Source organism: Holdemanella sp. MSK.7.32, assembly GCF_024460475.1.
Taxonomy (GTDB): domain Bacteria; phylum Bacillota_I; class Bacilli_A; order Erysipelotrichales; family Erysipelotrichaceae; genus Holdemanella.
In genome coordinates this window covers 1-26,086 of record NZ_JANFYN010000031.1, presented here as the reverse complement: position 1 = coordinate 26,086, position 26,086 = coordinate 1, and the positions used below count along the sequence as shown (strand labels likewise).

General features: G+C 36.4%; 28 protein-coding genes and 1 pseudogene. 1 reads left to right on the top strand and 28 read right to left on the bottom strand.

Translation table 11 applies throughout. The features are described 5' to 3' along the window. The 21 genes from NE544_RS08115 to NE544_RS08015 all read right to left on the bottom strand — a co-directional run. A partial coding sequence (locus tag NE544_RS08115; RefSeq protein ID WP_256268987.1) for an MBG domain-containing protein occupies nt 1-2,721 on the bottom strand: 2,721 nt, incomplete at its 3' end. 114 nt (nt 2,722-2,835) lie between these two features. Then, complete coding sequence (locus NE544_RS08110; protein ID WP_256268986.1) at nt 2,836-3,063, bottom strand: hypothetical protein; 228 nt, start codon at nt 3,061-3,063, stop codon at nt 2,836-2,838. A gap of 164 nt (nt 3,064-3,227) precedes the next feature. Continuing rightward, entirely contained in the window at nt 3,228-3,710 is a 483-nt protein-coding gene (locus NE544_RS08105; RefSeq protein ID WP_117572489.1) for a dUTP diphosphatase, read from the bottom strand. Beyond that, the gene (locus tag NE544_RS08100; RefSeq protein WP_256268985.1) at nt 3,703-4,164 is read right to left on the bottom strand and encodes a DNA-deoxyinosine glycosylase; all 462 of its coding nucleotides are present in this window, start codon (nt 4,162-4,164) and stop codon (nt 3,703-3,705) included. The genes NE544_RS08105 and NE544_RS08100 overlap by 8 nt, the downstream gene beginning before the upstream one ends. Continuing rightward, nucleotides 4,149-5,447 carry a 30S ribosomal protein S12 methylthiotransferase RimO gene (rimO, locus tag NE544_RS08095; RefSeq protein WP_256268984.1) on the bottom strand — a complete coding sequence of 433 codons (1,299 nt, stop codon included), beginning with the start codon at nt 5,445-5,447 and terminating at the stop codon, nt 4,149-4,151. Before rimO ends, NE544_RS08100 begins: the two co-directional genes overlap by 16 nt. Beyond that, nucleotides 5,444-6,382 carry a 3'-5' exoribonuclease YhaM family protein gene (locus NE544_RS08090; RefSeq protein ID WP_256268983.1) on the bottom strand — a complete coding sequence of 313 codons (939 nt, stop codon included), beginning with the start codon at nt 6,380-6,382 and terminating at the stop codon, nt 5,444-5,446. The genes rimO and NE544_RS08090 overlap by 4 nt, the downstream gene beginning before the upstream one ends. Further along, on the bottom strand, nt 6,379-8,346 hold the full coding sequence (locus tag NE544_RS08085) for a RecX family transcriptional regulator (RefSeq protein WP_256268982.1): 1,968 nt from the start codon (nt 8,344-8,346) through the stop codon (nt 6,379-6,381). Before NE544_RS08085 ends, NE544_RS08090 begins: the two co-directional genes overlap by 4 nt. 3 nt (nt 8,347-8,349) lie before the next feature. After that, nucleotides 8,350-9,390: a lysylphosphatidylglycerol synthase transmembrane domain-containing protein gene (locus NE544_RS08080; protein ID WP_118115280.1), complete on the bottom strand. Its 1,041-nt coding sequence runs from the start codon at nt 9,388-9,390 to the stop codon at nt 8,350-8,352. A gap of 8 nt (nt 9,391-9,398) precedes the next feature. After that, a complete protein-coding gene (locus NE544_RS08075; RefSeq protein WP_256268981.1) occupies nt 9,399-10,457 on the bottom strand; it encodes a glycosyltransferase family 4 protein in 1,059 nt (352 codons plus the stop codon). A 283-nt stretch (nt 10,458-10,740) separates the two neighbouring features. Further along, on the bottom strand, nt 10,741-11,058 hold the full coding sequence (locus NE544_RS08070) for a hypothetical protein (RefSeq protein WP_118011076.1): 318 nt from the start codon (nt 11,056-11,058) through the stop codon (nt 10,741-10,743). A 92-nt stretch (nt 11,059-11,150) separates the two neighbouring features. Then, nucleotides 11,151-11,981 carry a PTS system mannose/fructose/sorbose family transporter subunit IID gene (locus NE544_RS08065; protein WP_217292954.1) on the bottom strand — a complete coding sequence of 277 codons (831 nt, stop codon included), beginning with the start codon at nt 11,979-11,981 and terminating at the stop codon, nt 11,151-11,153. Nucleotides 11,982-11,983: 2 nt separating this feature from the next. After that, on the bottom strand, nt 11,984-12,823 hold the full coding sequence (locus NE544_RS08060; protein ID WP_256268980.1) for a PTS sugar transporter subunit IIC: 840 nt from the start codon (nt 12,821-12,823) through the stop codon (nt 11,984-11,986). A 54-nt stretch (nt 12,824-12,877) separates the two neighbouring features. Then, entirely contained in the window at nt 12,878-13,369 is a 492-nt protein-coding gene (locus NE544_RS08055; protein ID WP_003866136.1) for a PTS sugar transporter subunit IIB, read from the bottom strand. A 55-nt stretch (nt 13,370-13,424) separates the two neighbouring features. Next, entirely contained in the window at nt 13,425-13,853 is a 429-nt protein-coding gene (locus tag NE544_RS08050; RefSeq protein ID WP_256268979.1) for a PTS sugar transporter subunit IIA, read from the bottom strand. 236 nt (nt 13,854-14,089) lie between these two features. Beyond that, complete coding sequence (locus NE544_RS08045; RefSeq protein ID WP_256268988.1) at nt 14,090-15,352, bottom strand: sugar ABC transporter substrate-binding protein; 1,263 nt, start codon at nt 15,350-15,352, stop codon at nt 14,090-14,092. A 41-nt stretch (nt 15,353-15,393) separates the two neighbouring features. Further along, nucleotides 15,394-16,053, bottom strand: a complete 660-nt coding sequence (locus tag NE544_RS08040; RefSeq protein ID WP_256268978.1) for a response regulator transcription factor — start codon at nt 16,051-16,053, stop codon at nt 15,394-15,396. Continuing rightward, on the bottom strand, nt 16,046-17,356 hold the full coding sequence (locus NE544_RS08035) for a sensor histidine kinase (protein ID WP_256268977.1): 1,311 nt from the start codon (nt 17,354-17,356) through the stop codon (nt 16,046-16,048). Before NE544_RS08035 ends, NE544_RS08040 begins: the two co-directional genes overlap by 8 nt. After that, entirely contained in the window at nt 17,353-18,333 is a 981-nt protein-coding gene (locus NE544_RS08030) for a sugar ABC transporter substrate-binding protein (RefSeq protein WP_256268976.1), read from the bottom strand. The genes NE544_RS08035 and NE544_RS08030 overlap by 4 nt, the downstream gene beginning before the upstream one ends. Before the next feature lie 47 nt (nt 18,334-18,380). Continuing rightward, nucleotides 18,381-18,707: a hypothetical protein gene (locus NE544_RS08025; RefSeq protein WP_117925586.1), complete on the bottom strand. Its 327-nt coding sequence runs from the start codon at nt 18,705-18,707 to the stop codon at nt 18,381-18,383. After that, complete coding sequence (locus NE544_RS08020; protein WP_256268975.1) at nt 18,700-19,473, bottom strand: HAD hydrolase family protein; 774 nt, start codon at nt 19,471-19,473, stop codon at nt 18,700-18,702. Before NE544_RS08020 ends, NE544_RS08025 begins: the two co-directional genes overlap by 8 nt. Continuing rightward, nucleotides 19,473-20,015 (bottom strand): hypothetical protein, encoded by a 543-nt coding sequence (locus NE544_RS08015; RefSeq protein ID WP_256268974.1) that lies wholly within the window; start codon nt 20,013-20,015, stop codon nt 19,473-19,475. The genes NE544_RS08020 and NE544_RS08015 overlap by 1 nt, the downstream gene beginning before the upstream one ends. A gap of 78 nt (nt 20,016-20,093) precedes the next feature. Here NE544_RS08015 and NE544_RS08010 point away from each other — a divergent pair, with 78 nt between their 5' ends. Beyond that, the gene (locus NE544_RS08010) at nt 20,094-20,525 is read left to right on the top strand and encodes a PaaI family thioesterase (RefSeq protein WP_256268973.1); all 432 of its coding nucleotides are present in this window, start codon (nt 20,094-20,096) and stop codon (nt 20,523-20,525) included. A 15-nt stretch (nt 20,526-20,540) separates the two neighbouring features. Here the strand turns inward: NE544_RS08010 and dnaJ are convergent, their stop codons facing one another. The 7 genes and pseudogenes from dnaJ to NE544_RS07975 form a co-directional block, all read right to left on the bottom strand. Further along, the gene (dnaJ, locus tag NE544_RS08005; protein WP_256268972.1) at nt 20,541-21,653 is read right to left on the bottom strand and encodes a molecular chaperone DnaJ; all 1,113 of its coding nucleotides are present in this window, start codon (nt 21,651-21,653) and stop codon (nt 20,541-20,543) included. A 67-nt stretch (nt 21,654-21,720) separates the two neighbouring features. Continuing rightward, on the bottom strand, nt 21,721-23,526 hold the full coding sequence (dnaK, locus tag NE544_RS08000) for a molecular chaperone DnaK (RefSeq protein WP_118115291.1): 1,806 nt from the start codon (nt 23,524-23,526) through the stop codon (nt 21,721-21,723). Between the two features lie 13 nt (nt 23,527-23,539). Next, on the bottom strand, nt 23,540-24,091 hold the full coding sequence (grpE, locus tag NE544_RS07995) for a nucleotide exchange factor GrpE (RefSeq protein ID WP_256268971.1): 552 nt from the start codon (nt 24,089-24,091) through the stop codon (nt 23,540-23,542). Then, nucleotides 24,072-25,124: a heat-inducible transcriptional repressor HrcA gene (hrcA, locus tag NE544_RS07990; RefSeq protein WP_256268970.1), complete on the bottom strand. Its 1,053-nt coding sequence runs from the start codon at nt 25,122-25,124 to the stop codon at nt 24,072-24,074. Before hrcA ends, grpE begins: the two co-directional genes overlap by 20 nt. Before the next feature lie 168 nt (nt 25,125-25,292). Continuing rightward, a complete protein-coding gene (locus tag NE544_RS07985; RefSeq protein WP_158570515.1) occupies nt 25,293-25,448 on the bottom strand; it encodes a hypothetical protein in 156 nt (51 codons plus the stop codon). Between the two features lie 54 nt (nt 25,449-25,502). Next, on the bottom strand, nt 25,503-25,739 hold the full coding sequence (locus tag NE544_RS07980; RefSeq protein ID WP_256268969.1) for a hypothetical protein: 237 nt from the start codon (nt 25,737-25,739) through the stop codon (nt 25,503-25,505). A 75-nt stretch (nt 25,740-25,814) separates the two neighbouring features. Continuing rightward, nucleotides 25,815-26,086: pseudogene (locus NE544_RS07975) on the bottom strand (hypothetical protein); the annotation flags it as partial.

Here is a 26,086-nt window from a genome sequence, read left to right as displayed (position 1 = left end):
GTAAGTTACTGAGTAGTTTCCTTGTTCAGCTTTACCACTTGGTGTGATTGTATACTTACCTACATTTTCTCCAGCTTTTCTTGACAATGTGTATTCAACTTTATCATCTCCAAGAGTTCCAGCTACTGTTGCTGTTAATTCTGGATCTTCAGCTCCGTATACCTTTGATTTATTGTTGGCTGTTACTGTCACTGGTTTATGTGTGACTGTCAATGTATACTCGACTGTCTTAGTCTTGTAATTGTCATTTTCTGCTTTCGCCTTGACTGTTACGCTTCCTACATTTTTAATACTTGGAACTTCGGTTGTCCATTCTCCACCATCTACTGAATAACTGATTGTTGTTCCTTCTGTGATCGATGCATGGGCTCCGCCTGTCAATGGTGTTCCATCATATTCTTTTTCACGGTGTTCCCCGTCAAGATCTGCGTCAATTGTTAGACTTCCAGATTTCTTGATTTCAAATTCACCTTCATTGTAAGTTACTGAGTAGTTTCCTTGTTCAGCTTTACCACTTGGTGTGATTGTATACTTACCTACATTTTCTCCAGCTTTTCTTGACAATGTGTATTCAACTTTATCATCTCCAAGAGTTCCAGCTACTGTTGCTGTTAATTCTGGATCTTCAGCTCCGTATACCTTTGATTTATTGTTGGCTGTTACTGTCACACTCTTAGGAATGATCTGATATGTTACTTGTTGTGTACCTTTATATAAACCTTTACCTGTTACTGTTACAGTTACAGTTCCAACGTTTTTAGTATCTTCGCTATATGATAATGTATAATCAACATCCTTTTGCAATACCTTTGAATTATCATCTTTAATTGTAACAACAGGTTCTTGTTTTTGACTTTCACCATTGTAAGGCACATCATTTAAAGGATTTACTACTATTTCTTTTCTCTTACAATAATTAATTGTAATTGTATCTCCATCTTTAACATTTTGAAGATCAAAACTTTGATTTGGATCTACATAATATTCATTAGTATCAATGCCTAAGGCTGTATCTAATTTGCTTCTAAATACTTTAACATCTTTGCCAGGAGCTGTAGTTGCTTCATATACTTTGTCTTCTGTTCCATCATCAAAGTGTACTACTACTCTATATGTAACCTGCTGCGCTTTGTCTGCTTCAATCCAAACTGGAGTGAAAGTAATTTTTGATAACTTTTCGTTTTCATCCCATTTTGAATATTGAATTAAATCATTTACTTTTACAACTTCTTTAGATGTATAAACCTTACCAGATTCATCTGAATCAATCTTCCAACCCTTAAATACATAATTCTCTTTTTTAGGTCTTTGTGCAGTTATCGCTGTTTCTTCTCCACCTTTTAACTTATTAGATGAAGAGATACCATCTGCTTTATAAACAAATTTATATTCTGACTGAATAGCTGTTACTTGGATTCGATAATCCGTCTTTCCATAAGCTGCTTTAATAGTAAAATAATATGGATATTTTGCTTTATCAGAACCCGTATTATTTTTAATACTAACAGTTCCTATATCATCACCATCCACTGTTCCAGTCACTTTGATTTTGCTTGCATCAGGCACATATCCTGGTAACACGTTAAATTTGAATGTATAAGTCTCATTTGAGTTTAAATTAATAAAACTTGCATCTGAATTTGATGGATCCAACTCTTTATTATTCACATAAATTGAAGTAACACCAACAATTGATGTCACAAACAATTCAGCACTTGTAGAATCTTTAAAGTTTGTCGTAATTTTAATATCATCATAAATATTTTTAGTAGAACGCAATGTTACATTATATTCATATGAATATTGACCACTTCCAATAGATTGTTTAGTTGATGATTTTTTAACAACTGCTGTTAAAGAATCTGTTAAAGTTGTTTCTACTGTTTCTCCAGGCTTTGTTGGAATATTAATGGATTTTCCTGTTAATGAACTTGTTCCATCATAAGTCAAACTAATTGCTAGTTTATTTAACTCCTTGCTATTAGAAGTCCATTCTAGATAACCAAGTAATTTAAAATTTAATTCTGTTACACTTGTTTCGTATGTACTTGATAAAGTTAAATTATGACTATAATTATTGCCAGTATTTTGTGTTTTCCCGTTATATGTGAATGTCGTATTTGATCCAGTAAATGTAATTTTAGCTTTCTTCTTTTCAGTTAGCTCAATTGAAATTGTTGAATCAGCCACAACATTACGTGTTGTATACTTTGTTCCATCAGCCGTTAAAACTTTACCGTCTTGTTTTACACTCTTAACTGTAAATCCCTTGTTTGGTTTTACTAAGAATGAAAAACTAGTTCCTGTATCAACTGTGCTTTCACTACCTTCAAGAGCAATGTAATTTGCAATTTCACTAGACTTATCTGTACCATCCACTGTTAATGTATACTTAACACTATATTGAGTTACATCTTCTTTTAATACAACTACTAATTTTTCGCTAGTTGTATCAAGAGGAGAACCAGTTACAGAGTTTGTACTATAGTATGTGACACCATCGTATACTGCTACATAAGTAATTGGCGTATACTCTTTTTCATTTGCGACATTAACAACTCTTGCTTCAATATATGAATAAGTCTTGTCACCAATAGTTTCTTTTCCTCCAGGAAATTGATCTGCAACATTTCCTACAGTTACAGTTTTTGAACCTAAAGAGTTTCCATTTTGATCTTTAAATTCTACTGAATAAGTTGCAGCAGGATTATCTGCAAGCATAGATGCCATCACTGGAGCTGATTTAACTTCATTACTAGCTTGATTTTCATCATTAGTCGAATCATCTTGTGATGTTTCTTCTGCTACAGGCTGTGCTTCTTCTGCTGCAGGCTGCTATTCCTCTACTGCAGGTTGTTGTTGTTCTTCCTGTTGTTGAGGGGTTTCTTCTTCAGCTGTTGGCACTTCCTCTTGCTCTTGTGGTGCAGTCGTTGTTGTTTCCTCTTGTTGAGGTTCAACCGGTTCTTCCACCGCATTTACATAGTAAGAGTCTGCTAAGCCAAACTGAACGGCCATCGCAAATGATAATACAATTGCGGCTGCTTTTTTCAAATTCTTTAGCATATAAAGTCCTCCTTTATTATAGTTATCGATATAACCCTTTCATTATTCGAATTTAGTATAATCTTCGCCAGGTTATAAACCGGTTATAATATCGAAAAATCATCCTTTTTTTAATGAAATTTTGCATAAAAAAAGATCTATTGTCTTTAGGACAATAGACCTCATTATTTTCCTGAACTTCCTAACTTTCCGGCCATTCTTTCAGACTCCATAGACTGAAGTTCTTCAAATGAAATTTCTTCACTTTCTAACTGAGGCATACGCAATAATACACCCTGACAAATTGCCTTTTCATATGGATATATAATCGCATCTTCCTTATACTCTACATCTTGTTTTTTAATAACCACACGCTTCGTATTCAAATTTGTGACTGGAGCCATATATTCACCACGATAACCCGAATCAATGACACCACTTCTTTGCGCAATTCCCTTTGTTCCCGTTGAACCACGCTCTTTTAAAATCATCACAAACTCTGGATCAAAAGCACTTGCCACACCCAATGGAACTAACTTCGTTTCATGAGGCTCAATCACCATATAATCTTCTTCAAAACAAGGATATAAATCATATCCTGCATCTTCATAACGTTTTTGCGGAACCTTCGCATCCGCCTTTACTTTTGCCCAATATAGTTTATTCATAAAACTCCTTCTTATATATTTCAATCAATTGTTCTAACGAAAACTGTGCATTGGCACTCGAAGTCGAAGGACAATATACCGTTTCAATATTCGGAAAATATTTCTGCATCGTATTCTGACTTGTCCTTCCATTACAAATGACCTTCTCAATGTTTTTATATGAATCTAATAATTTTGGAATATCATTTGGCACAATATCTTTGATCTCACTATCCGCACTCGTTTTTCTTATACACGAATGACAAATATCCCAAAGTGCAATATGCGATACTTTTAATAATTTAATCTTGTCTTCTGTTTGAAAGATTTCTTTTAATATCTTCCAAAACCGATTATTTTTATTCGCATAATACATCTGTTCCTTCAAACTAATTGCACTTGGCATAGAACCCACAATCAATATTCTAGAATCCTCAAATACAATGGGATCCAATCCCACTATTCGCTTACACATGTACCGTAAACATCATAAGATTTGGCATCCGTGATCTTTACCTTCACAAAAGAACCTAATTCTAAAGGCTCATCACTTGTAAAGATGACCTGACCATCCACTTCATCCGGTGCATCCGCAGCACTTCTTCCACGATAACGATCCACCAAACCTTCTTTTTCCTCGACAAGAACTTCAATGACCCTACCAATCTTTTCCTGATTCTTCTCTTTTGAAATCTCTTCTTGCACCGCCATCAATCTAGCCAAACGCTCATTTTGAATCTCTTCATCAATCTGACCATCCATATCATAAGCAGGCGTATCTTCTTCCTTCGAATATGTGAAAGCACCCATACGATCCCATTTGATTTCCTTAATGAAATCCACAAGTTCTTCAAACTCTTCTTCCGTTTCTGTAGGGAAACCAACAATCATAGTTGTACGCAAAGTCGCATTTGGAAACATCGTATGAATCTTATCCACAATCTTTAATACATCCTCTTTTGGACCTCTACGATTCATTAATTTCAACAAACGATTGTTCGCATGCTGCATAGGAATATCAAAATAAGGAACAATCTTCTCACTCTCACTCATGGCCTGCAATACATCATCCACAATTTCATCCGGATACATATACAGAACACGAATCCAATGAAGACCCTCTACTTTAGATACTTGACGCAATAATTCAGGAAGCATCAACTTCCCATAATTATCCAAACCATACTTCGTTGTATCTTGGGCTATTAAAGTTAATTCCTTCACTCCAATACTTGCCAAATAGTTGACCTCTTCCATGATATCCTCAATTGTACGAGACTTTTGATCTCCACGAATCAAAGGAATTGCACAATACGCACAACGATTCGAACAACCATCACTGATTTTTACATACGCCTGCCAAGGATTTCCCGTAATCACACGTTCAGCCTTATCCAATAATGTATCTGAACCTAAAAGCTTCTGTAGCTGACTTGCCAAAGTATCATACTCACGAATTGGGATAACCGCATCAATTTCAGGAATCTCTTCCCTTAATGTATCTGTATATCTTTGTGCCAAACAACCACACACGATTAATTTTTCTAAATTTTTCTCTTTATACTTCGCCATTTTGAAAATCGTATTGATACTCTCCTCTTTGGCACTCTCAATAAAACCACAAGTATTCACAATAATAGCCTGTGCATCCTTAGGATTGGCCACAATTTCATGACCACCCCTCTTGATCATACTCATGATCTGTTCAGAATCCACTAAGTTTTTACAACATCCCAATGATACAAAACCTATTTTCATTCTTCATCTTCTCCTTTTCGATGATAAATCATACGACCTTCTAACGCAAAGACACGAGGCCCAAAATGACCTGGCTGCGTTGTATCTAAACTCTGCTTCATCATATACATACGCGCATCTAGATTATCTAATAAAGTTAACACTTCCGCTTCTGGAATCATAGGAAGGACAGGAGATCCAAACTCCATCTTTCCATGATGCGCCAAAATCATATGCTTCAACAATAAAACACTCTCTTTATCGTTTACACCCAGCTTTTCAGCCACACGATCCAAACGATTATTCATAATACTAATGTGCCCCAACAAATTCCCCTCATTTGTATATTCAGGAAGAACCGGACCACTCAACTCATCAATCTTTCCAACATCATGCATCAAGATACCCGCAATCAATAATCCCTTATCCAAGAATGGATATTGACGACAAATATCTAGTCCTACACGCGCCATACTAATTGAATGATAGGCAAGTCCTCCCACAAAATTATGGTGATTTCTTGTGGCAGCCGGATATGTATAGAATAAATCCTTCGTTTCTTCTAATACTTCTTCAACCACACAATATAGATTTGAGTCCGTGATCTCATTCATCAAAGTCTTTACTTCCTCTTCCATTTCCGTACGAGACATAGGCGCTAATCTTACATAATCCGAAATATCTTCACCTTCTAAGACCACCATTTTTCTCACTCTTAACTGAACGGCATTTCTATGAATGATCGAATCTCCAAATACCTCAACAATCTGACCCACCTTATACTGCTCAATCTGCTCATTCGTTAAATTCCAAAATTTCGCATCCAATACACCCGTTGCATCCTCTAAAATCAAAGACAAATAAGGTGTATCCTTCACGGTTTTTCCCTTGTCACACTTTGAAATCAAACACTTAATATTTACTTTTTGTTCCTGAGTAATCTCATTAATTCTCATTCACTTTCCCCTTCCAAAACCTCTTTTATAGCTGATATATTAAATCCTTTACGAACACAATACGTCTGAATCTTCTGATTACGCTTAGGCTGATCAAACGTCGCATATAAACGCTTCGCTTTCGCAATCGTTCTTTGTAGTGCCTCATCATCATTTTCATCCAATTCAATCGACTCCGAGACTTGTTTTGCCAATTCAAACGAATATCCCTTCGTCACTAACTTATTCACTAGCGTCTGCCTTTGCATGCGACTCGACTGCTCTTTTAGCGAATGCGCTAAACGACGAGCCAATTTGATCGCATTACTACGCTCTGTTTCCACATCCAAACTTGCCAAAGCATCCTCAATTACATCATCCGCGATGCCTGCTCTTTTTAGCTTTTGACAAATCTGCATTTTAGGCTGACCATACGAATGCCAAGCCTGCGCCTTATCAAAGGCATACTCCTTATCGTCGATCCAATGACGTTCCATAAATTCATGAATAATATCCAAAGCCTGATCTTCATCTAGACCCAAATATTTCTTTCCATATTGCACCATTTGATACGACGTATAATCATTTGAGAAAACACGCTTCTTCATTAACTCAAACGCCTTATAGAATAACTGCATATCCAAATAGTTGTCAATCAAATATGCATCTAACATTGTATCCTTTGTGATCTTTAAGTCAAAGAAATCATCCGTTGGAATCATTACTTTGACTGGTTCATTATCACAATCACGCATTACCGTTAAACGAACAAAATCATCCACCATACGAATGCGCTCCACATGATAGGCACGCTTATAATCATCAATCGCCTGATTATAAACACTCAAAGCCTTATGCGCAAACATACTCTCTGTATAAGGCGCTGTTTTAGAAATACAATACGCTCTTAATGCATCTCTTTCTTCTTGGGATTTACTAAAGAAAACATCCCACTTTTGACTTAGCTCATTGGCATCATCAAAATAATATCCAGACTTGCCTTCATCCACCAAATCCTTCAACACCTCATCACGACGACCAAACACTAATAGGCCACTCGCTAAAGCCTCAATATATGTCATCCCTTGTGTTTCCGATAAACTAGCGGATACAAAACAATCGAAAGCCGCATAATAATAGGCAATATTTTCCTTAGGAATCTTACCCGTAAAATGCACACGATCTTCAACATTATACTTCTTAGCCAAATCCTGGTAATACTCCATATCCGTACCACCACCCACAATGACTAAGTGTAAATGTGGATCGTTATTTTTACTTATCGCCTCAATCGGAATTTCGATTGCCTTCTCTTTGGCAATACGCCCTACAAAGACCACAATACGATCTTCACTTGTAAAACCTAACTCTTCACGAATACTTTGAACTCTATTTTCATCTAAATTTTTACGATCATACTCCGACAAATCCAAACCTGTCGGAACAATATAAATAGGTGCTATTACACCATACTGCAATAAAGCCTGCTTCGTCTTTTCACTCGGCGCAATCACTGCCTGCGAACCATTGGCCATGACACGAGAAAAAGTACGAATCACACTCTTTCCTAATTTTTCAACCGAATCAAAATCAAGCGGATTAAAATAATGCGTATAATCCTCATACATCGTATGATACGTGTATACAATAGGAATGTGCAAAACCTTCGCCATCTGACGACCAAACATACCTACACCCGCTTCCGTCTGAATATGAATGACATCCAAGTCCATTCTTTCAATGTAGGCATCCGCACTAAACTGTAGTGGACTCGACATCTTATAACCATAAAACTTCTTGATTTCAAGACCCGGTAAACGAAGAATATGACCATCCTCATCTTCTACAATCTTTGTCCCCCTATGATTCGTAATAATAAATACCGTATGCCCCAGCTCTTCTAAAGCGTGTTTAAGGGTTGCCACACTTGAAACAACCCCATTAATATCCGGTAAATATGCATCTGTAAATAGTCCGATTCGCATATACTACATCCCTTCTAAATTGATCTTACTTTCTTTTCTCTCATAATGATTCTTCACAAACACAAATAAAATTCCACCAATAATCAACACTATGTGATACGTAGAAAAACGCCACAATACTAAAACGGCGCCCGTTAAATTTTTCATCATGCCACTAAACAACAATGAAAAGACAACTTCCGTACCCCCACTTGCGCCAGGAATTGGAATAAAACTATTGGCCATCGTCACAAAACTAGATAGAGCCATGACATCAATAAACTCATTCATCTTCAATGGAATATGTAGGGCTAGTGCAATCACAAATGGCAATGAATAATAGAGTGATAAACGCACCACATTAATACATACACAAAGTAAGATACTCTTCTTATCTTTTGCGAGCACCTTAATTTCACGAGTAAAACTCGTGACTTGTAGAGTCCAAGAATCCAATGTCTTATCTGGATTCTTTAAAACATGCAGCTTCGTTAATACCTTAACTAAAATACGCGAGAGCTTGATATAAATACTAGGAAATAACGCAATTGTATATAACGCTACAACAACCACTGCATTGATGATATAGCCCAACAATATAATATTGAACCATGCGGATTGAGCACTGTAATACGCAAAACGCAAGAGAAACAGAATCGAAACATAAATCATCATTGTCGTCTGATAAATAATGAAATCAGCCCACAACAAGCTGGCTCCATCACTCACTTTGATTCCTTGCTTCTTCATAATGTAGGCCTGAACAAACTGTCCACCCGTACTACTCGGAGTAATCCCCGAAAAGAAAGAACCAATAAAGGCCACAAGAATCCCTTTACCCGGCGTATAATGATCCGTATACTTTCTACCTAATACGTAGTATACAAATCCCCAGACCGCCGTAAAAAGAACCCCCCACAATAAGACTATGACAAGGCTTAACAGATTCATTTGTGAAATGCACTTTAAAACCTGATGAAAATTATCCTTTAACGCAAACCACAGGGCAAATCCCGTTAAAGCAAGAATAAGTAACAGATTTAGTGCGTACTTCTGTTTTTTCATAAAAACCCCTATTTTTTCTTGTTTAATAATTCCTCTTGTTTATCCTTATAAGCACTCAAATAGAATTCTCTCCACATATTCAATACGTGTTCTTTCGAATAGAATTCACTCAATAAACGACTCTCATTTTGATACTTCGCATATACATCTGAATCATTTTTCAATTTTAACAGACAATTTTTAAAACCCTCATTATCATCGGCATGCATATAACGATCAAATAAGATATCTTTATATAAATCCAAATCACGAAGCACCAATGGAACATGTAAGTTCACCGCTTCTAAAATCGTCATTGGAAATAATTCATTATAGCTTGGCACAAAAAGCACATTCGCCATATTATATAGATCCACCATTTCTTCTCTAGGAACAATCCCTAAGAATTTACAGTTTTCAGGTGGATTTTCCTGTAACTTCTTCAATTCCTCATATCCATCGGTAATACGTCCAAAAGAAAAGCCTCCAGCCCATACGAATTGGACGTCTGGCATTTGTTTGGCAACATCCACAAAATCAAGTACACCCTTACGCGTTTGTACCTGTCCTGCACCCAATACCACAAAAGCATCCTTGTCTACACCATACTTTTTACGAATGGCAGCACACGCCTCATCGGATTTACGATAAAATTTTTCCTTAGATACATAGTTAGGAATATAGTAAATTCTTTCTCGATCAATACCATATTCGACTAACGCATCAATAAAACTTGGATTTACAACGACCAAGCGATCCGCACTCTTATAGAATTGAATCAAATAAGAACGAAATACATTCAATAAAGGTGCTGGAATTTTTAAGCTACCTTCTAAAGTATCTGGTAAAAAATGACAATAGGCAATGTTAGCGGCTCTATGATTTTGCATCTTCACATAGAAAGTAGGATCCACTGTATGGAAATGCTGAATATCTGGCGTTTTGATCCAGTTGTTGATACCCACTTCAAAGATATCGCTCGCCCCTTCTTTAATTAGATTGACCTGTTCTTCATAGGCACTACCTACACCTTGGCCATCCACTTTATCTGCACTTGAATACATTATAATTCGTATTTTATCTTCCATAAAAATTACACTTCTTTCATCCATATTATTATATCGCAACTACTATTTGTATGTCCAACTTTCAAAAAAGCAAATGAAAAGCCCCTTTAGCGGGGCTTCTCAAGAAAGTTTTAAGAAAGGGAATTTGATTATGAAGTGAGCCACTATCTTTGGCTCAACAATATATTACTAAAGAATAAAGTGATAGGTATAGTTATATTGTGTGAAATTATGTGTATAATTGACACATTTATTGTTGTTTTTAGTTAAAATTAAATTGTATTAAACTAAAATATACAAATCTTTACTTTTCTTCGTACAAATCAATCTTCTTTAATACACTTTTCTTTCCATTTCTATGAGATATAAATCCTAAAACAGTAAATAAACCCGATAAAATCAAACCAATCAAAGCAATCCATTTAGCTACATTACGTACACTCATTGGAATATTAGGAAACATTGGATCTGTCATCCCTGACCATCCCCAATATGTAACAGCACCAAAAGCAAGTGTAAGAATAAAGGCATTTCTGACCATTCTTCCCACTTTTAATACCATTTCATTTTCTCTTTGAATGACTTCTGCAAGCTGATCTCTTTCTTTGCGGCTCAAACTCATAATTAACGCTCCTTTTCAAATATACATATACTTATTATAAGAAAAAAAGACAGGCCTAACAAGTTAAGCCCGCCTTTAATTGTGTTAAGTGATTATCCTAAGAATCCTACAACAGATCCTACGAATCCGATAACTACGAACAATAACAATACTTTAATTGGAGTAATGTTTTTCTTAGCCATTAACCACCAAGCAAACAATACGAATAACATTGTTAAGATCTTAGGGAAAGCTCCATCTAATTTAGATCCTAATGTTACGTCTGTTAATTTACCAGTTTCTGCATCATAAGATTGTGTAATTACTAAGTTAGTTGAAATTGATACCCAAGAAGCTGCCATCGCACCAACGATAACTTGTCCCATAACCAATACAGATTCACGGAACGCAGTTGCTTTTTGTCCTACTAACAATTCAACAGCACTACCACCTAATTCATAACCTTTGAAGTATACGAATTTTTGGAACCAAATTGAAGTTGCGTTCCATACGATGATATAGAATAAAGGTCCTAAAGGTGATCCACCTTCTGCGAAACCTAATGCGATACCTAATAAGATAGGAATGTAAGTACCAACGATCAATGAGTCACCAATACCTGCCAAAGGTCCCATTAGACCTGCACGGATACCGTTGATCATTTCATCATCGATTCCTTCAGCTCCGTTTGCACGAGCTTCTTCCAAACCAGCTGTGATACCAACTACGATAGATCCAATCTGAGGTTCAGTATTGAAGAATGGGTAGTAAGTAGTCATTTTTTCTGATTGTTCTTCGCGAGTAGGATATAATTCCTTAATAATTGGAAGCATTGACCACATGTAACCAAATGTCTGCATGTGTTCGTGTGAGAAACATGTTAAGTTTCCATACCACCAACGCCAGAAAGAACTATTTAATGTTTTCTTAGAAATCTTTTTCATAATTAAATGTCCTCCTCGTCATCATAGTCTGCAGATGCACCACCAACAGCACCTGTAGCTTTCATCATTGTCATTTGGTAGTTAATCAATGCGAATACACCACCAACAACTGTAGCAGCAATTAATGTTAATCTCATAGAAGCAGCTAAAGCGAATCCGAACATGAAGTAAATCAAGTCAGAAGTCTTAGATACTACTGATTTTAACAAGATACCAATACCTACTGCAGGAAGTACTGATCCTACTGATAAGATGGCTTTTACATACCATACTTCAGTATTTAAGCTCTGGAACAATTCAGCTACGGCTCCAGATCCATAGTAGCAAAGTAAAGTAACTGGCAAGAATGATAATACAAAGTGTGAAATTAGTGGGAGAACAACATCAACTTTTCCTAAACAATCTAAGTTTCCTTTATCCAATTGAGCCCAGCCCCAGTGTTGCCAAATAAGGTTCATCATAGCTGTTCCGTAGAATAAAGTAATACCGATTACACCAGTCATGGCTGAGATACTAGATGCTAAACCTTGAGCATCATTTCCTCCAAAATCCATACCAGCGGCTTTTGCTCCAACATAAGCCAATGGAATACCAATGTAACTTACGGCACGTAAGTCAGATGCGACTGTTCCACCAGGTGTAACCAATGCGATCCACATTACCTGCATTGGAATACCAATTTGAATACATCCAGATACATCACCTAGGATCAAACCTACGAATAATGATGCAACCAAAGGACGGTTCAAAGTGTAGTTACCTACTGTTGTACCTAAGCAAGCGATAGTACTAGCTGCTGTACAACTCATAAGTCCGATTAAAATTGCTTGTAACCAACTCATTATAAATCTCTCCTTTTTCTTTTATTTATCTCAATCTGTTTACTATTCCCACTATTAGTAACCAAATTTAGATCTAAATTTGTCCCAAGTACCGATTGCAGTTTCTTTTAATAACGCAAACAATACTGTGTAACCAGCGTTTGTCAAAGCTTCACATGCTTCAGCTTCTTCTTGAGTAATTGACTGGTTTTGACCTAATTTTGTAGCTCCTGGACGATCATTACATGGTCCGATAACTACGGTTTTAACATCGTTAGGTACGAATCCATCGTCTACTAACAATTCTTTCATATCCACTGGGTTTTTAGTGATTAAGAAATATTTTTTATTAGAATTCTTAACTGTTTCTGCTTTTTCTCTCCAGTGTTCCTTTGTCCAAACAAATACTTTCTTGTCTGTACTAGCCTTGAATGACTGTGTCAATACAGGTGTAGTTGCAGCTTTGTCGTTAACTGCGATAATTCCATCACAAGGGTATTCTTTAGACCATCTTGTAACAATCTGACCGTGGATAATACGATCATCAACACGAATAAAACTAATCATTATATGTCCTCCTTTATTCTGTTTATGCCTTCGCTATATGCGTTATAGCCAAATCCTATAGATCTTCGTCGTCATCATCAGAAGCAACTGTAAAATCAGTTAATCCTGTACGACCTTCGCTTAATAATGTGTCTTTTAAATCTTGTACATTATCAAAGTTGTCTTTCATTAATACAGCAGTGATTGCTAGTGGCATATTCATACCAGCAATTACTAAAGTATTTTGTAGCAATTCTTTTTGATCCAATACATTCAATGCGTTTGTGAATGGAGATCCGCTCAAAATATCAGCTAATAAAATGACTTGGTCATCGGCTTTGAAATCTTTGATCAATTCAGCAAAGTTAGATGCAAATTCGTCTGCGCTCATTCCGTCCTTTAAGCTTGTAGACAATACATCTTCACGATCTCCCGTCATCATTTTAACGGCACTGTGTAATCCTGGTGCAAATTCACCATGACTTACCATAACTACATATTTCATTATTTTTTCCTCCGCGCTTTCTTATACTCACATTTTATAATAAATATGTTAGCGTTTTCAAGTGCTATTACACACAATTTCACATATTTATGCAACTTTTGAACATGAGCATCACATAGAATACACATTCATTATAGCTCGTATGAAAACCTTTTCAATTTCCATATGTCACCACTTTTAGATGACAAATGTCATTTTTGGAGAATCAAACAAAAAAACAGCAGAAATTTAACTTCCTACTGTTTCTCCAATAATATATTCAATTCATCATTCAAATTTTGCATCGCACTTTCAATATCCTCATTTGTACCAATGACTCTTCGAATTTCACTATCTGCCATCGAATACAATTGATCATAGCCATCCAGTTTTTTTATCGTGATTGCTTGTTCCATCATATCATCAAAAAATTCCAAATTATAACTTGAATCCAATGGCGCATCTTCTTGAATATACTTAGTCACATTTTTGGATGTCGACACATTTTTTAAAACCGATACACCCTGCGAATATTTAAACAAACTTTCCTGCGTTGTTTCGTCGTAACAAAGTAATTTTAAAAATTCCCAAGCCATCTTTTTCTTAGAAGACATCTTACTAATACCACATAACAAGCTATCCATTTGTGAAGCATTATAGCCACTAGGACCTGCCGGCATCGGAAGACATTCCCATTCAAAATTTGAATATTTCTTAACACTCCAAGGATATGGCTTATACGTTCTATACTCACTAAACATCATTGGACAAAAGGCAACCTTGCCCTTATCAAACATTTCACTCGTAACATTCTGACCTCGATTTAAAAGATTTAACTTTCGCACAAATTCAATGGCCGAATACACATCCTCATTCTGCAAAGTACTCTTCATGCTTTTCTCATCAAACAACGCCTGTCCATTCGAACTTAGAGCATTCTCCCAAGTGTATCCATATTCCCCAAACTGATCGATTTCTCCATCGTCATCCGTATCCACAGTCAACTTTTCGCAAATCGCATAGAAATCATCCCACGTCCAATTGACATTGGGTATTTCAATTCCATTCTCTTCTAATAATGTTTTATTCACAAACATCAATGTGGGTGAACTCTCATAAGGAAGTGCATACTGCTGATCATAAATATTACCTGCATTGAGTGTCGTTGAAAAATATCGCGATTGATTAAAATCAGGATCCGTCTGCATGTATGTATCTAGTGATTCTAACATGCCTACTTTGGCATACGTCGAAAGATCATCACTCAACACCATGAAAACATCGGGAAGCTTTCCATCCAGAGCCTCCTTTGAAAGCCAAGCCGAATAGTCATCTTTCAAGATACCACTGACATATTTTACTTGAACATTCGGATGTGTTTTTTCAAACCGTTTAATCGCATTATCAATGATCTTACCACTATCTGGACTAGGCACATTCCAGTTACTACCCGCAAATACGCCAATCGTTAAAACAACAGGTTTTTGCGTATAATAAAATGTCCCTACCAAACAACACACCAATATGGCTATCAAAAAAGTTCTTAATCTTTTTTTCACCATTATTTATTTCCCCTAGATAAATACCAAATAGCCAATTGTGTACGATCTCTTAAATCTAGTTTATCCAGAATCACACTTAAATAGTTACGAATCGTCCCTTCACTAAAGCCTAATTTTTGTGCAATTTCCTTATTTGAATAACCATGACCAATTTGGGCAATGATCTTACATTCTGTATCACTCAAATCGATATGTTCATCTTCTCCATGTTCAAAATTAAATTCCCCATTCGAATTTGCCATCTGAGAAAAGAACTGTGTCACTTTACCCGCCACATTCGGGTTGAAACAGGCTCCTCCCGCTAGAACATTATGAATAGCCGAACTCAACTCTTCTAAGGAACATCCCTTCAAAAGATATCCACTTGCTCCATATTTTAATGCATCATAAATATACTCATCATCATCAAAAGTCGTTAATATTATGACCTTTATATTTGGATACTTCTTTTTTACCAAACGAGTACACTCTACGCCACTCATACTTGGCATACGCACATCCATCAAGATAATGTCTATACTTTCTGTTTCCAATGTATCCAATACTTCTTGTCCACTGCCCACTACTTTTACTACTTCAAAATTCGGATCTGAATCTAAGATGATCTTTAAGCTTTCTCGAATGAGCTGCTGATCATCCGCAATCATGATTTTAACCATTATTCTCTCCTCTTCTCATTGGTATTTCTACAATCAATTCAAAACCTTTATCCCCATAATAACGTATTCTTCCCTGAAGTAAGTCAATACGTTCTGTCAAATGATGAATGCCAAATCCTGGTTTGACATTCTTACAACCCTGACCATTATCTTCTATAATTATAATCAGATTATTATCGGCCTGCGCAATCGAAACATAAATTTTTGTCGCATGCCCATGTCTAACTGAATTGGTCATTCCTTCTTGAACAACGCGATACACTATTTCTTCTTCGTCCGCATTCAAATTCACCAAAGGCAAATGACACAAATAAAGAATGGTCACATCGGTTAATTTCTGATAATCCATGATCATCATATCCAATGCTTCTTTTAAAGAATACCGCTCTAATGCATCTGGCTTCAACTTATCCACCGAACGTCTGACATCAGTTAAACCGCGTTTTGCACTCTCTTTCAAAATACCCAATTGTGCTTTTGTGACATTGACATCCTTATCAATCATCACTCGACATGCTTCAAGACCAACACTTAATCCCGTTAAAGTATGCCCTAATGTATCATGAATCTCACGGGCAAGACGGTTTCTTTCTTTGGTTTCACCCATTTTTTCTCGCAAATTCGCATAGCCTTTTAATTGATTATTTAAACGTTTTAATTCGACATTTAAAGCCGCAAATTTCTGCGTTTCATCCATTTGTTTCTGTAAATACAAGAATATATAAGCTATAAACAGCACAATATTTAAATTGCTTAAAGTCACTTCAATCCCTAGCAACAAGCCTTGTGTCTTTGAATTATACACCGACAAATATTCCTGGAATGAAATCATAGGAATATAGTTGGATAAATATCCATAGTTGGATAGCATGTAAGCTAAAAAGACAAGTATGATACAAATTGAACGATCAACTGGTTTATCCACATAGAGTAAGCTATCCGCAATAATCAAAAATAAAATACACGTTGCACTAAAAGATATATTCTTCATGATCAATAGGCTCAATCCAAGTTCAATTAAAATTGGAATGATTTGATGGCGACTAAAGAATCGAATTTTTTTACGGATGCTCACGAAACAAAACAAGCCAATAAAGCCAAATACCGCTATATAGAAGGATCGAATGGGAACATTAGAAAGTGTGGAAATATTCTTAATAAAATCTGAGGCATAGCCACTTTGTGTCACATGCACCAACGTATAATACATCACAATAGCGATGTACCAAACGGTAAAAAAACTAAAGAGCCACATACAGACATAGACAATCCATACATTGTATTTTTTTATATCTTGTATCATTGCCAGCCCTCCGTAGAATAATCATGAACATTGTCTTTTGTGATGATTTGCACAGGACTCACTTCATTTCTATTCTTGATTTTTTCTTGCGAAAACATCTTATAAATAGCTTCTGACGCCTTCTTTCCAAACGTCTTTGGCGATTGTGCCACAGTAGCAGCCATTTTGCCTTCTGACACCATTTCTTTTGCCTCAGGTGTTCCATCTATGCCATACACATACTTTCCTTCCAACATATTGTTCGATGAAAGTGCGGCCATAGCGCCCATTGCGCTTGGATCATTTAGACACATCACTACATCAAATTCGATCCCTTCCTCAATAAAAGACTCCATTTTTGGCATGGCCTTCTCTAATTGTCCCTCACATTCCATTCTCTGAACCACTTTATAATTTGAGTTGGACTGAATCGTATCCTCAAATCCCTTAATTCGTAAATAACCAGATTGAGTTGTCGAATGTTGAAGCAAGACAATATTGGCATGATCCAACTTACTCATCATATCTTTAGCGCATTGTACGCCCGCATCATAATTATCACTGACAATACTATAGGTCACATATTTATTATGCTTAACTTCCGTATCCACCACAATCACAGGAATACGTTTCTTATAGGCTAGCTTTAAAGAATCTTTTAATTCATCATAATCCACTGGCGTAATCACTAAGGCATCCACTTGTTGATCCATTAAGTATTGGATTTGTTCCTTCTGCTTCTTTAAACTCATAGCTGGATCTAAAGTTATCAGCTGATCCCCATGTTCTTTAACTACTTTTGAGATTTCCTCATTGACCACCGAATAGAACGTATTGTTGTAGGTCATATATGTTGCGCCAATCTTACGTGGCTCATTCGAATTGTATATCATATTCGCTTGTGTAATCGTATTGATTAAGTAGTTACTTCCTACCGCAAAAGCTAGACAAATCGTTAAACAGAAAACGATATACACAAACGATTTTGGCTTCTCCATTCAAATCTCCTTCCTTACAGAAAATGTCGCATTACTGCGACACTCTTTTATAACACTTTTTGTAGAACATAAACAAGGATTGCAATGACAATAGGCACAATAAAAATCATTGAGTATCCACGTACAAACTTTGTTTCTAAAGCTTTAAATCCTAAATCATCATAATAAAATCTTTCATCATTGGTTTTACCAACAACACCCTCTTCCATTAGATTCGAAATTGTATAACTAATTGTTGAAGTGGCATAAGGCAAATTTTTAAATACACTTACATCTACTGCACTCTTTTCATCCACTGCCCCTCTTTTTTTCAATGTATCCATTACCATTGAGGCAGCCGTTGCCTTGGCCCCTCTTTTTCTTTTTCTAGACATTTTCTTTCCTGCTTTCTATATTCATGGCTTCTGCCACACTCTTTACACACACACCATATGCCTTCAAACTCTCAGGTGCATGTTCCATAACATATGTGTCATTTAGCTTTTCCAATATACACAAATCATTTTCTCCATCTCCAATAAAAATCGCATCTTCGACAGGTAAATGACAAAAGGCTTCCCATTTATTTGTGCCTTTTCTTGTGATTTCAATATAATCCTTTGAAGTAGCCATCACTTCATAATTTTTAAACAATCCTCTAAATTGATTTAATATTAAATCCAAATCTTTTTCAACATACACACTCAATTTGGCTAAGCCAAAACGCCGTGTATTTAAATATTCTATTAAATCCACGTCTGAAAACAAGCCTAAACTCGGTTGTTTCTTTTTAAAAACATGAAGTCTTTCTTTTCCATAACATGAAATTGGATAATAGCGATTGCCTACTTCGTCTGTATAAAACAAATCTAAATTATATGCCAAAATCGCTTTACACATTCGTATACCTTCACTTAAATCAATCAAAGAAGAATATACATTCTTATCTTTATAATAGGCATTAGCTCCATTATCTGTGATCATATATTCACAGGACAATTGATACTTCGAGGCAAGTGCCACACAAAAGGCACGATCTCTTCCTGTCACAAAGCCAAACGCATGTTTTTGTGTCCATTGATGAATGCATTCCACATCTTCATCTGTGACATTTCCGTTTGAATCCATTAAAGTCCCGTCTAAATCCGAAAGAAACAACATTATTTTCGACGTTCTTTCTTAGCTTTTTTAAATGCTTTTTGTTTTTCCTGTAATGTTTCACCCATCTTTTTTGTGACTACGATCTTATCGCGGTTGCTCATTAACACATTGCAGTTGCGTGCCACAATACCATTTTTAAATTCAAAATTCGCAAGCATACGATAACGATAATATGTATCTTCAAAGAAGAACCCTTCTTCTGTGAAATAAATACGACGGTGTGTATAGGAATCAATGGCTAGTCCTAAAAATACAAGTCCAATACATCCATATGCTAAATAGTAATAATACGTTTGTCCATTGGAAGCTAATTTTGGTGCCATAAACATCAAAACAAATGCCAAAACAGCCATCGCAACCATGACCCCTACCCAATAGCCACCATCGACCATTGTTTCGTAGTGTTTATGTGAGTTTTTAAAGTTTTCAAATTCCTTTTTGTAGGCAAGCCCACCTTTTAAGCTTTGATAAAATATGAATGCCATGTATCCAACTAATACAACACCCACAACGATTTTAAAAAATATATTATTTGAATCCATAATCCGTCTCCTTTTTAAGTACATAAAGCATTATATCATCATTTCATGCTATAATAAAAGCATTGTTGGAGGTTGTTTATGGAAGAAAATATGCAGGCTTTAATGGATCGTCTAAATAGTTCGAGTCAATTTCTGCAAAGCAATGACATGCGTGTAACAGAAGTTCGCCATGGTTTTGCGAAGGTAGAAATGATTATTGATGAACAAATTTTAAATATACATGGCTTTGTCCATGGTGGAGCCCTTTTCTCTTTGGCTGACACAGTCGCCGGAGCAGCAAGCTTTGCGACAGGAAGAGATAGCGTTACACTTACGGGTACAATTAATTATATTAAGCCTGGTCGTGGTGGCAAATTGATTGGAATCGCCCAAGAAATCTCAAGTGGAAGAACAACTGGAGTATATGAGGTATTTATCTTCAATGATGAAAACGTACTTCTTTCTCGTGCCACATTCACAATGTTCTTCTTAGATTCTGACAAAATAAAAAAAAAGAAAGAGCAGAAATAAAACTGCTCTTTTCGTTTACTTAAATGCTCTTTTAAATCTTTCAAAAGGAGATTCAGATTGTCCTGATTTTAATTCTTCATATAGCTCTCTTTCTCTGCGAGATACTTTACGTGGAATTTCAACCTGTACTTCTACAAATTCATCCCCTTGTCCTGAACGAGATTTTACACCTTTTCCTTTTAGACGGAACTTAGTGTTTGGCTGTGTTCCTTCAGGAATTTTCAATTCAACATCGCCATATACTGTTGGTACTTGAATCGTACATCCAATTGTCGCATCAATTGAACTGATTGGAACTTTAATGAAGATATTGTTGTCTTCGCGTTTGAAAGTTGGATGTGGCGTAACCATAATTTCGATGTATAAATCGCCATTAGGCCCTCCATTTGTTCCTCTTTCACCTTTTCCAGGAATACGAATCTGTTGACCTGATTGAATGCCTGCTGGAATCTTAATATCTAGTTTTACACGACGGTGCTCATATCCTTTTCCATGACAATGGGAGCATGCACGTGTAACTTTCTTACCTGTACCATGACAATCTGGACATACGCTTTGTTGCTGAATCACACCAAATGGTGTTCTTTGTTGAGACATAACATATCCAGAACCATGGCATGTAGGACATGTCTGCACATCACTTGGGTTTTCAGCTCCAGACCCGTTACAGTGTTTACATGTTTCATCCACATCCAATGAAATCGTTTCTGTTTTACCAAAAATTGAATCCATGAAATCAATGCGCATCTGCATGTAACGGTCTTGTCCTTGTCGAGGCTGGTTACTTGAACGGCGAGATCCTCCACCGCCAAATCCTCCACCAAAGAACGAACCGAAGATGTCTCCTAAATCGCCAAAATCTGTGAATCCTTGAGAGAATCCACCACCTTGCCCAAAGGCTCCATCCATACCTGCATGACCAAATTGATCATATGTTGCACGTTTTTTCTCATCGCTTAATACTTCATAAGCTTCATTGATTTCCTTGAACTTATCTTCAGCTCCAGGTTCATGATTTCGATCGGGGTGATATTTCATGGCCAATTTTCGATAGGCCTTTTTAATTTCATCTGGTGTAGCACTTTTGCTGACGCCAAGCACTTCATAATAGTCACGTTTTTCTGCCATGTGAATCCCTCCATACGATACGAAGAAGTTCTAGCGGGGCTAGAACTTCAAATGTTGCTTATTTATTTTACTTCTCAGTGAATTCACCGTCAACTACATCATCACCTGAGTGAGTTTGTGTTGATTGTGAAGTTGCATCACCATTTGGCTGGTTATACATTGCTTGTCCTGCCTGCATTGCTGCTTTTTCAAGCATGTCTAATTTAGCCTTAACTTCTTCCATGTTATTTTCATCTAAAGATTTTTGTAGATCATCACGCAATTTCTTAGTTTCTTCAGCTTGTTTTGGATCAATCTTATCTTTATTGTCTTCTAACATTCCATCGATTTGTGCAATGAAGCCTTCAGCTTTGTTACGTAAATCAATTTCTTCCTTACGTTTTTCATCTTCAGCCTTGTTATCTTCAGCTTCACGAACCATACGATCGATTTCTTCATCACTCAATCCACTAGAGTTTTGAATTGTGATGTGTTGTTCTTTACCAGTACCCTTATCTGTAGCACTTACGTGTACGATACCGTTGGCATCAATATCAAATTTAACTTCAATTTGAGGAACTCCACGACGAGCTGGTGCAATTCCGTTTAATTGGAAGTTACCTAATTCTTTGTTGTCGTTAGCCATTGGACGTTCACCTTGTAATACACGGATATCTACAGCTGGTTGGTTATCAGCAGCTGTTGAGAAAATCTGTGATTTACTTGTTGGGATTGTAGTGTTACGGGGGATCAACACTGTCATAACTCCACCCATAGTTTCGATACCTAATGATAATGGTGTAACATCTAGTAATAATACATCATTTACATCACCTGAGATAACTCCACCTTGGATTGCAGCACCCATAGCTACAGCTTCATCTGGGTTAACAGAGTGGTTAGGATCTTTTCCTAATGCTTTGCGTACAGCTTCTTGAACAGCTGGAATACGAGTAGATCCACCAACTAATAATACTTCGTCGATATCAGATTTAGACAATTTCGCATCTCTTAATGCATTTTCAATTGGAATCAATGTACGTTCTACTAAATGTTTAGTCATATCATCAAATTTAGCACGAGTTAATGTTGTATCAAAGTGCAATGGACCAGCAGGACCTGCTGAAATAAATGGTAAGCTAATTTGTGTCTGCATTACACCACTTAAATCTTTTTTCGCTTTTTCAGCAGCTTCTTTTAAACGTTGCATAGCCATTGGATCTTGTGACAAGTCAATTGCGTTATCTTTCTTGAATGTATCAACCATCCAGTTTACTAATACGTTATCGAAGTCATCTCCACCTAAGTGAGTATCTCCGTTTGTTGATAATACTTCAAATGTTCCATCAGCTAAATCAAGGATACTAACATCGAAAGTACCTCCACCTAAGTCATAGATCAATACTTTTTCTTCTTTATCTGTTTTATCAATACCATAAGCCAATGCTGCAGCTGTTGGTTCGTTGATAATACGTTCTACTTCTAATCCAGCAATTTTACCAGCATCTTTAGTTGCTTGACGCTGAGCATCGTTGAAGTATGCAGGAACTGTGATAACAGCCTTTGTTACTTTTTCTCCTAAGTAATCTTCTGCATATGATTTCAAGTATTGAAGGATCATTGCACTAATTTCTTGTGGTGTATATGATTTTCCTTCAGCCTCTACTTTTTCATTTGTTCCCATCAAACGCTTAATTGAACTAATTGTGTTTTTATTTGTGACTGCCTGACGTTTTGCAGCATCACCAATAATACGTTCTCCATCTTTAAACGCAACAACACTTGGTGTTGTACGATTTCCTTCTGGGTTAGGAATTACTTTACAATCTTTACCTTCCATAACAGCAACACAGCTATTTGTTGTACCTAAGTCAATACCAATAATTTTACTCATGATAATTACCTCCCTATTCGCTTACCTTTACTAATGCTGGTCGTAAAATACGATCCTTCAACATATATCCTTTTTGTAATACTTCAATAACCATTCCACTTTCAACGCCTTCTTTTTTCTCTTGCATTAAAGCCTGCATTGTATTGTGGTCGAATGGTTTATCGGCTGCATCTATTTCCTGTACGCCTTCTTTTTCCAGCACACCTTTCAATTGTTTATGAATCATCTCAAAACCTTTGACATAATTCTTAATTGCTTCATCCTCGGTTTGTACTTTCAAAGCCATTTCCATTGAATCAAGAATTGGCAAGATTTCCGTTGCTGGCTGTTGGAAGCGATATTTTCGAGTTGCATCTGCATCTTTCTGTAGACGTTTCTTCATGTTTTCTGTATCTGCATAAGCACGTGCTACATCATTTTTTGCCTTGTCCAGTTCTGCCTTCAAGCCTTCAATAATTTCGTCTGAACTAGGTTCTTTCTTTTCTTCAGTTGCCTCTTCAACAACTTCTTCTTTTGTTTCTTCTTTTGTTTCTTCTTTTACTTCTTTAGTTTCTTCTTTGCTCATCGTTGGCACCTCCCTTATCTTTGTCTGTCCCAAAGACGTCTTCGATGACATTTGACATATAATCCATCAAGGCTACGACCTTGGAATATTGCATTCGATTTGGACCAACAACCATTAATTGTCCTTCCTCATCGCTGTTATAATGGAATTTTGTCGTTAATACTGAACAATCTCCGATTTGTAACAACTCGTTTCTTTCACCAATCTGGATTGCTACATTCCCCTCTTGATCCGTCCATTGATGGAATAAGTTTCCATTTTCCAATATACGCATCATTTGTTTCAACTTGTTGATGTCACTGAACTCTGGCTGATACAACATATTGCTTCGTCCAGAAACCGCAACTTTCTCTGTCGCAAATCGCATAAAGGCTGAAACGAACGCTTCAAACAAAACTTCATGTCGAACAAGTTTTGCTGCCATCATTGGTTCAATTTCTTTCATTTTGCCAACAACATCTTCAATTGGCGTTCCCACTAACTGGTCATTTAATAAATCTGTGCAATTTTGAATATCCTGCATGGACACATCTGTACCAAATTGGAACACTTTATTTTCTGTATGTCCTTGATCTGTGACAATGATCGCAACAGCACTTTGATTGTTGATTGGAATCAACTGTACATGCTGTAAAGTCTGATGCCTGCTATCAGGTCCTAGAACAACACTGGTCAAATTTGTCATGTGTGACAAAATATCACAGCTCTTTTGAACAACTTCTTCTAACGAATAATGCCTTTCACTAAAGACTTGCTGTAAAGCATTCTTTGTAGAAGCATCCAAATCCGCTTCCATAAGATGTTCAACATAGTACCTGTAGCCTTTTTGACTCGGAATTCGACCACTCGAAGTATGTGTCTTCTCTAACAACCCTAACTTCTCAAGTGTCGCCATCTCATTACGGATGGTTGCAGATGAAACCGGGAAATCTAGAAGTTCCATTAAAGTCTTCGAACCAACTGGTTCTGCACAACGAGTAAACTCTTCAACTATTGTTTTAAAGATTATCTTTTGACGTTGTGTGATTTCCATTGTGAAGACCTCCTTCTAGCACTCATTTTCCTTGTCTGCTATTAGTATATCACAATTTTTAGCACCGTCAACAATTGAGTGCTAAATTTCAATCAAAAAAATAAGGATACGAATATCCGCACCCCTATCACTTGAATTTCATCATAAGCTTTCCAATCAATTCTTCATTCACTGCAAAGATTGATGCGATAGTTTAACATTGAAACCTTTGTCTAGCATAGTTTGATATACTTCAAATTGATTTAGTGCAATACTATGTTTGATACCCATCTGGATTCCTTTGTTTGTTGATTCTTCAAACATTTCATCTAATGCTCTACACACTTTTACATCACCTCACACTTTGTAAAGAATGGATGTGATCTCACATCCATTCAATTAAATACTCTTTTTTAGTTCTTTCAATGCATCTAAGTCTAGTCCAACAATCTCAGAGATTTCTTCAAGCGTTTGATTATTTCTTACAAGCATTTTAATCGCTATTTTGATTTGTGTATTTTTTACACCACGTTCAACACCTTTTTCAATTCCTTGCTCAATTCCTTGTTCAAAACCTTGCTTAATTCCTTGCTTGATCCCCATCTGGATCCCTTTGCTTGTTGATTCTTCAAACATTTCATCTAATGCTCTACACCCCTTTACATCACCTCACACTTTGTAAAGAATGGATGTGATCACACATCCATTCAATCAAATACTCTTTTTTAGTTCTCTTAATGCATCTAAGTCCAGTCCAACAATCTCAGAGATTTCTTCAAGTGTTTGATTATTTCTTACAAGCATTTTGATTGCTATTTTGATTTGTGTATTTTTTACACCACGCTCAACACCTTGTTCAATGCCTTGCTTGATACCCATCTGGATTCCTTTGTTTGTTGATTCTTCAAACATTTCATCTAATGCTCTACACACTTTTACATCACCCTTTTCACTTTCCTGGTAGATATTCAATAACTCTTTGT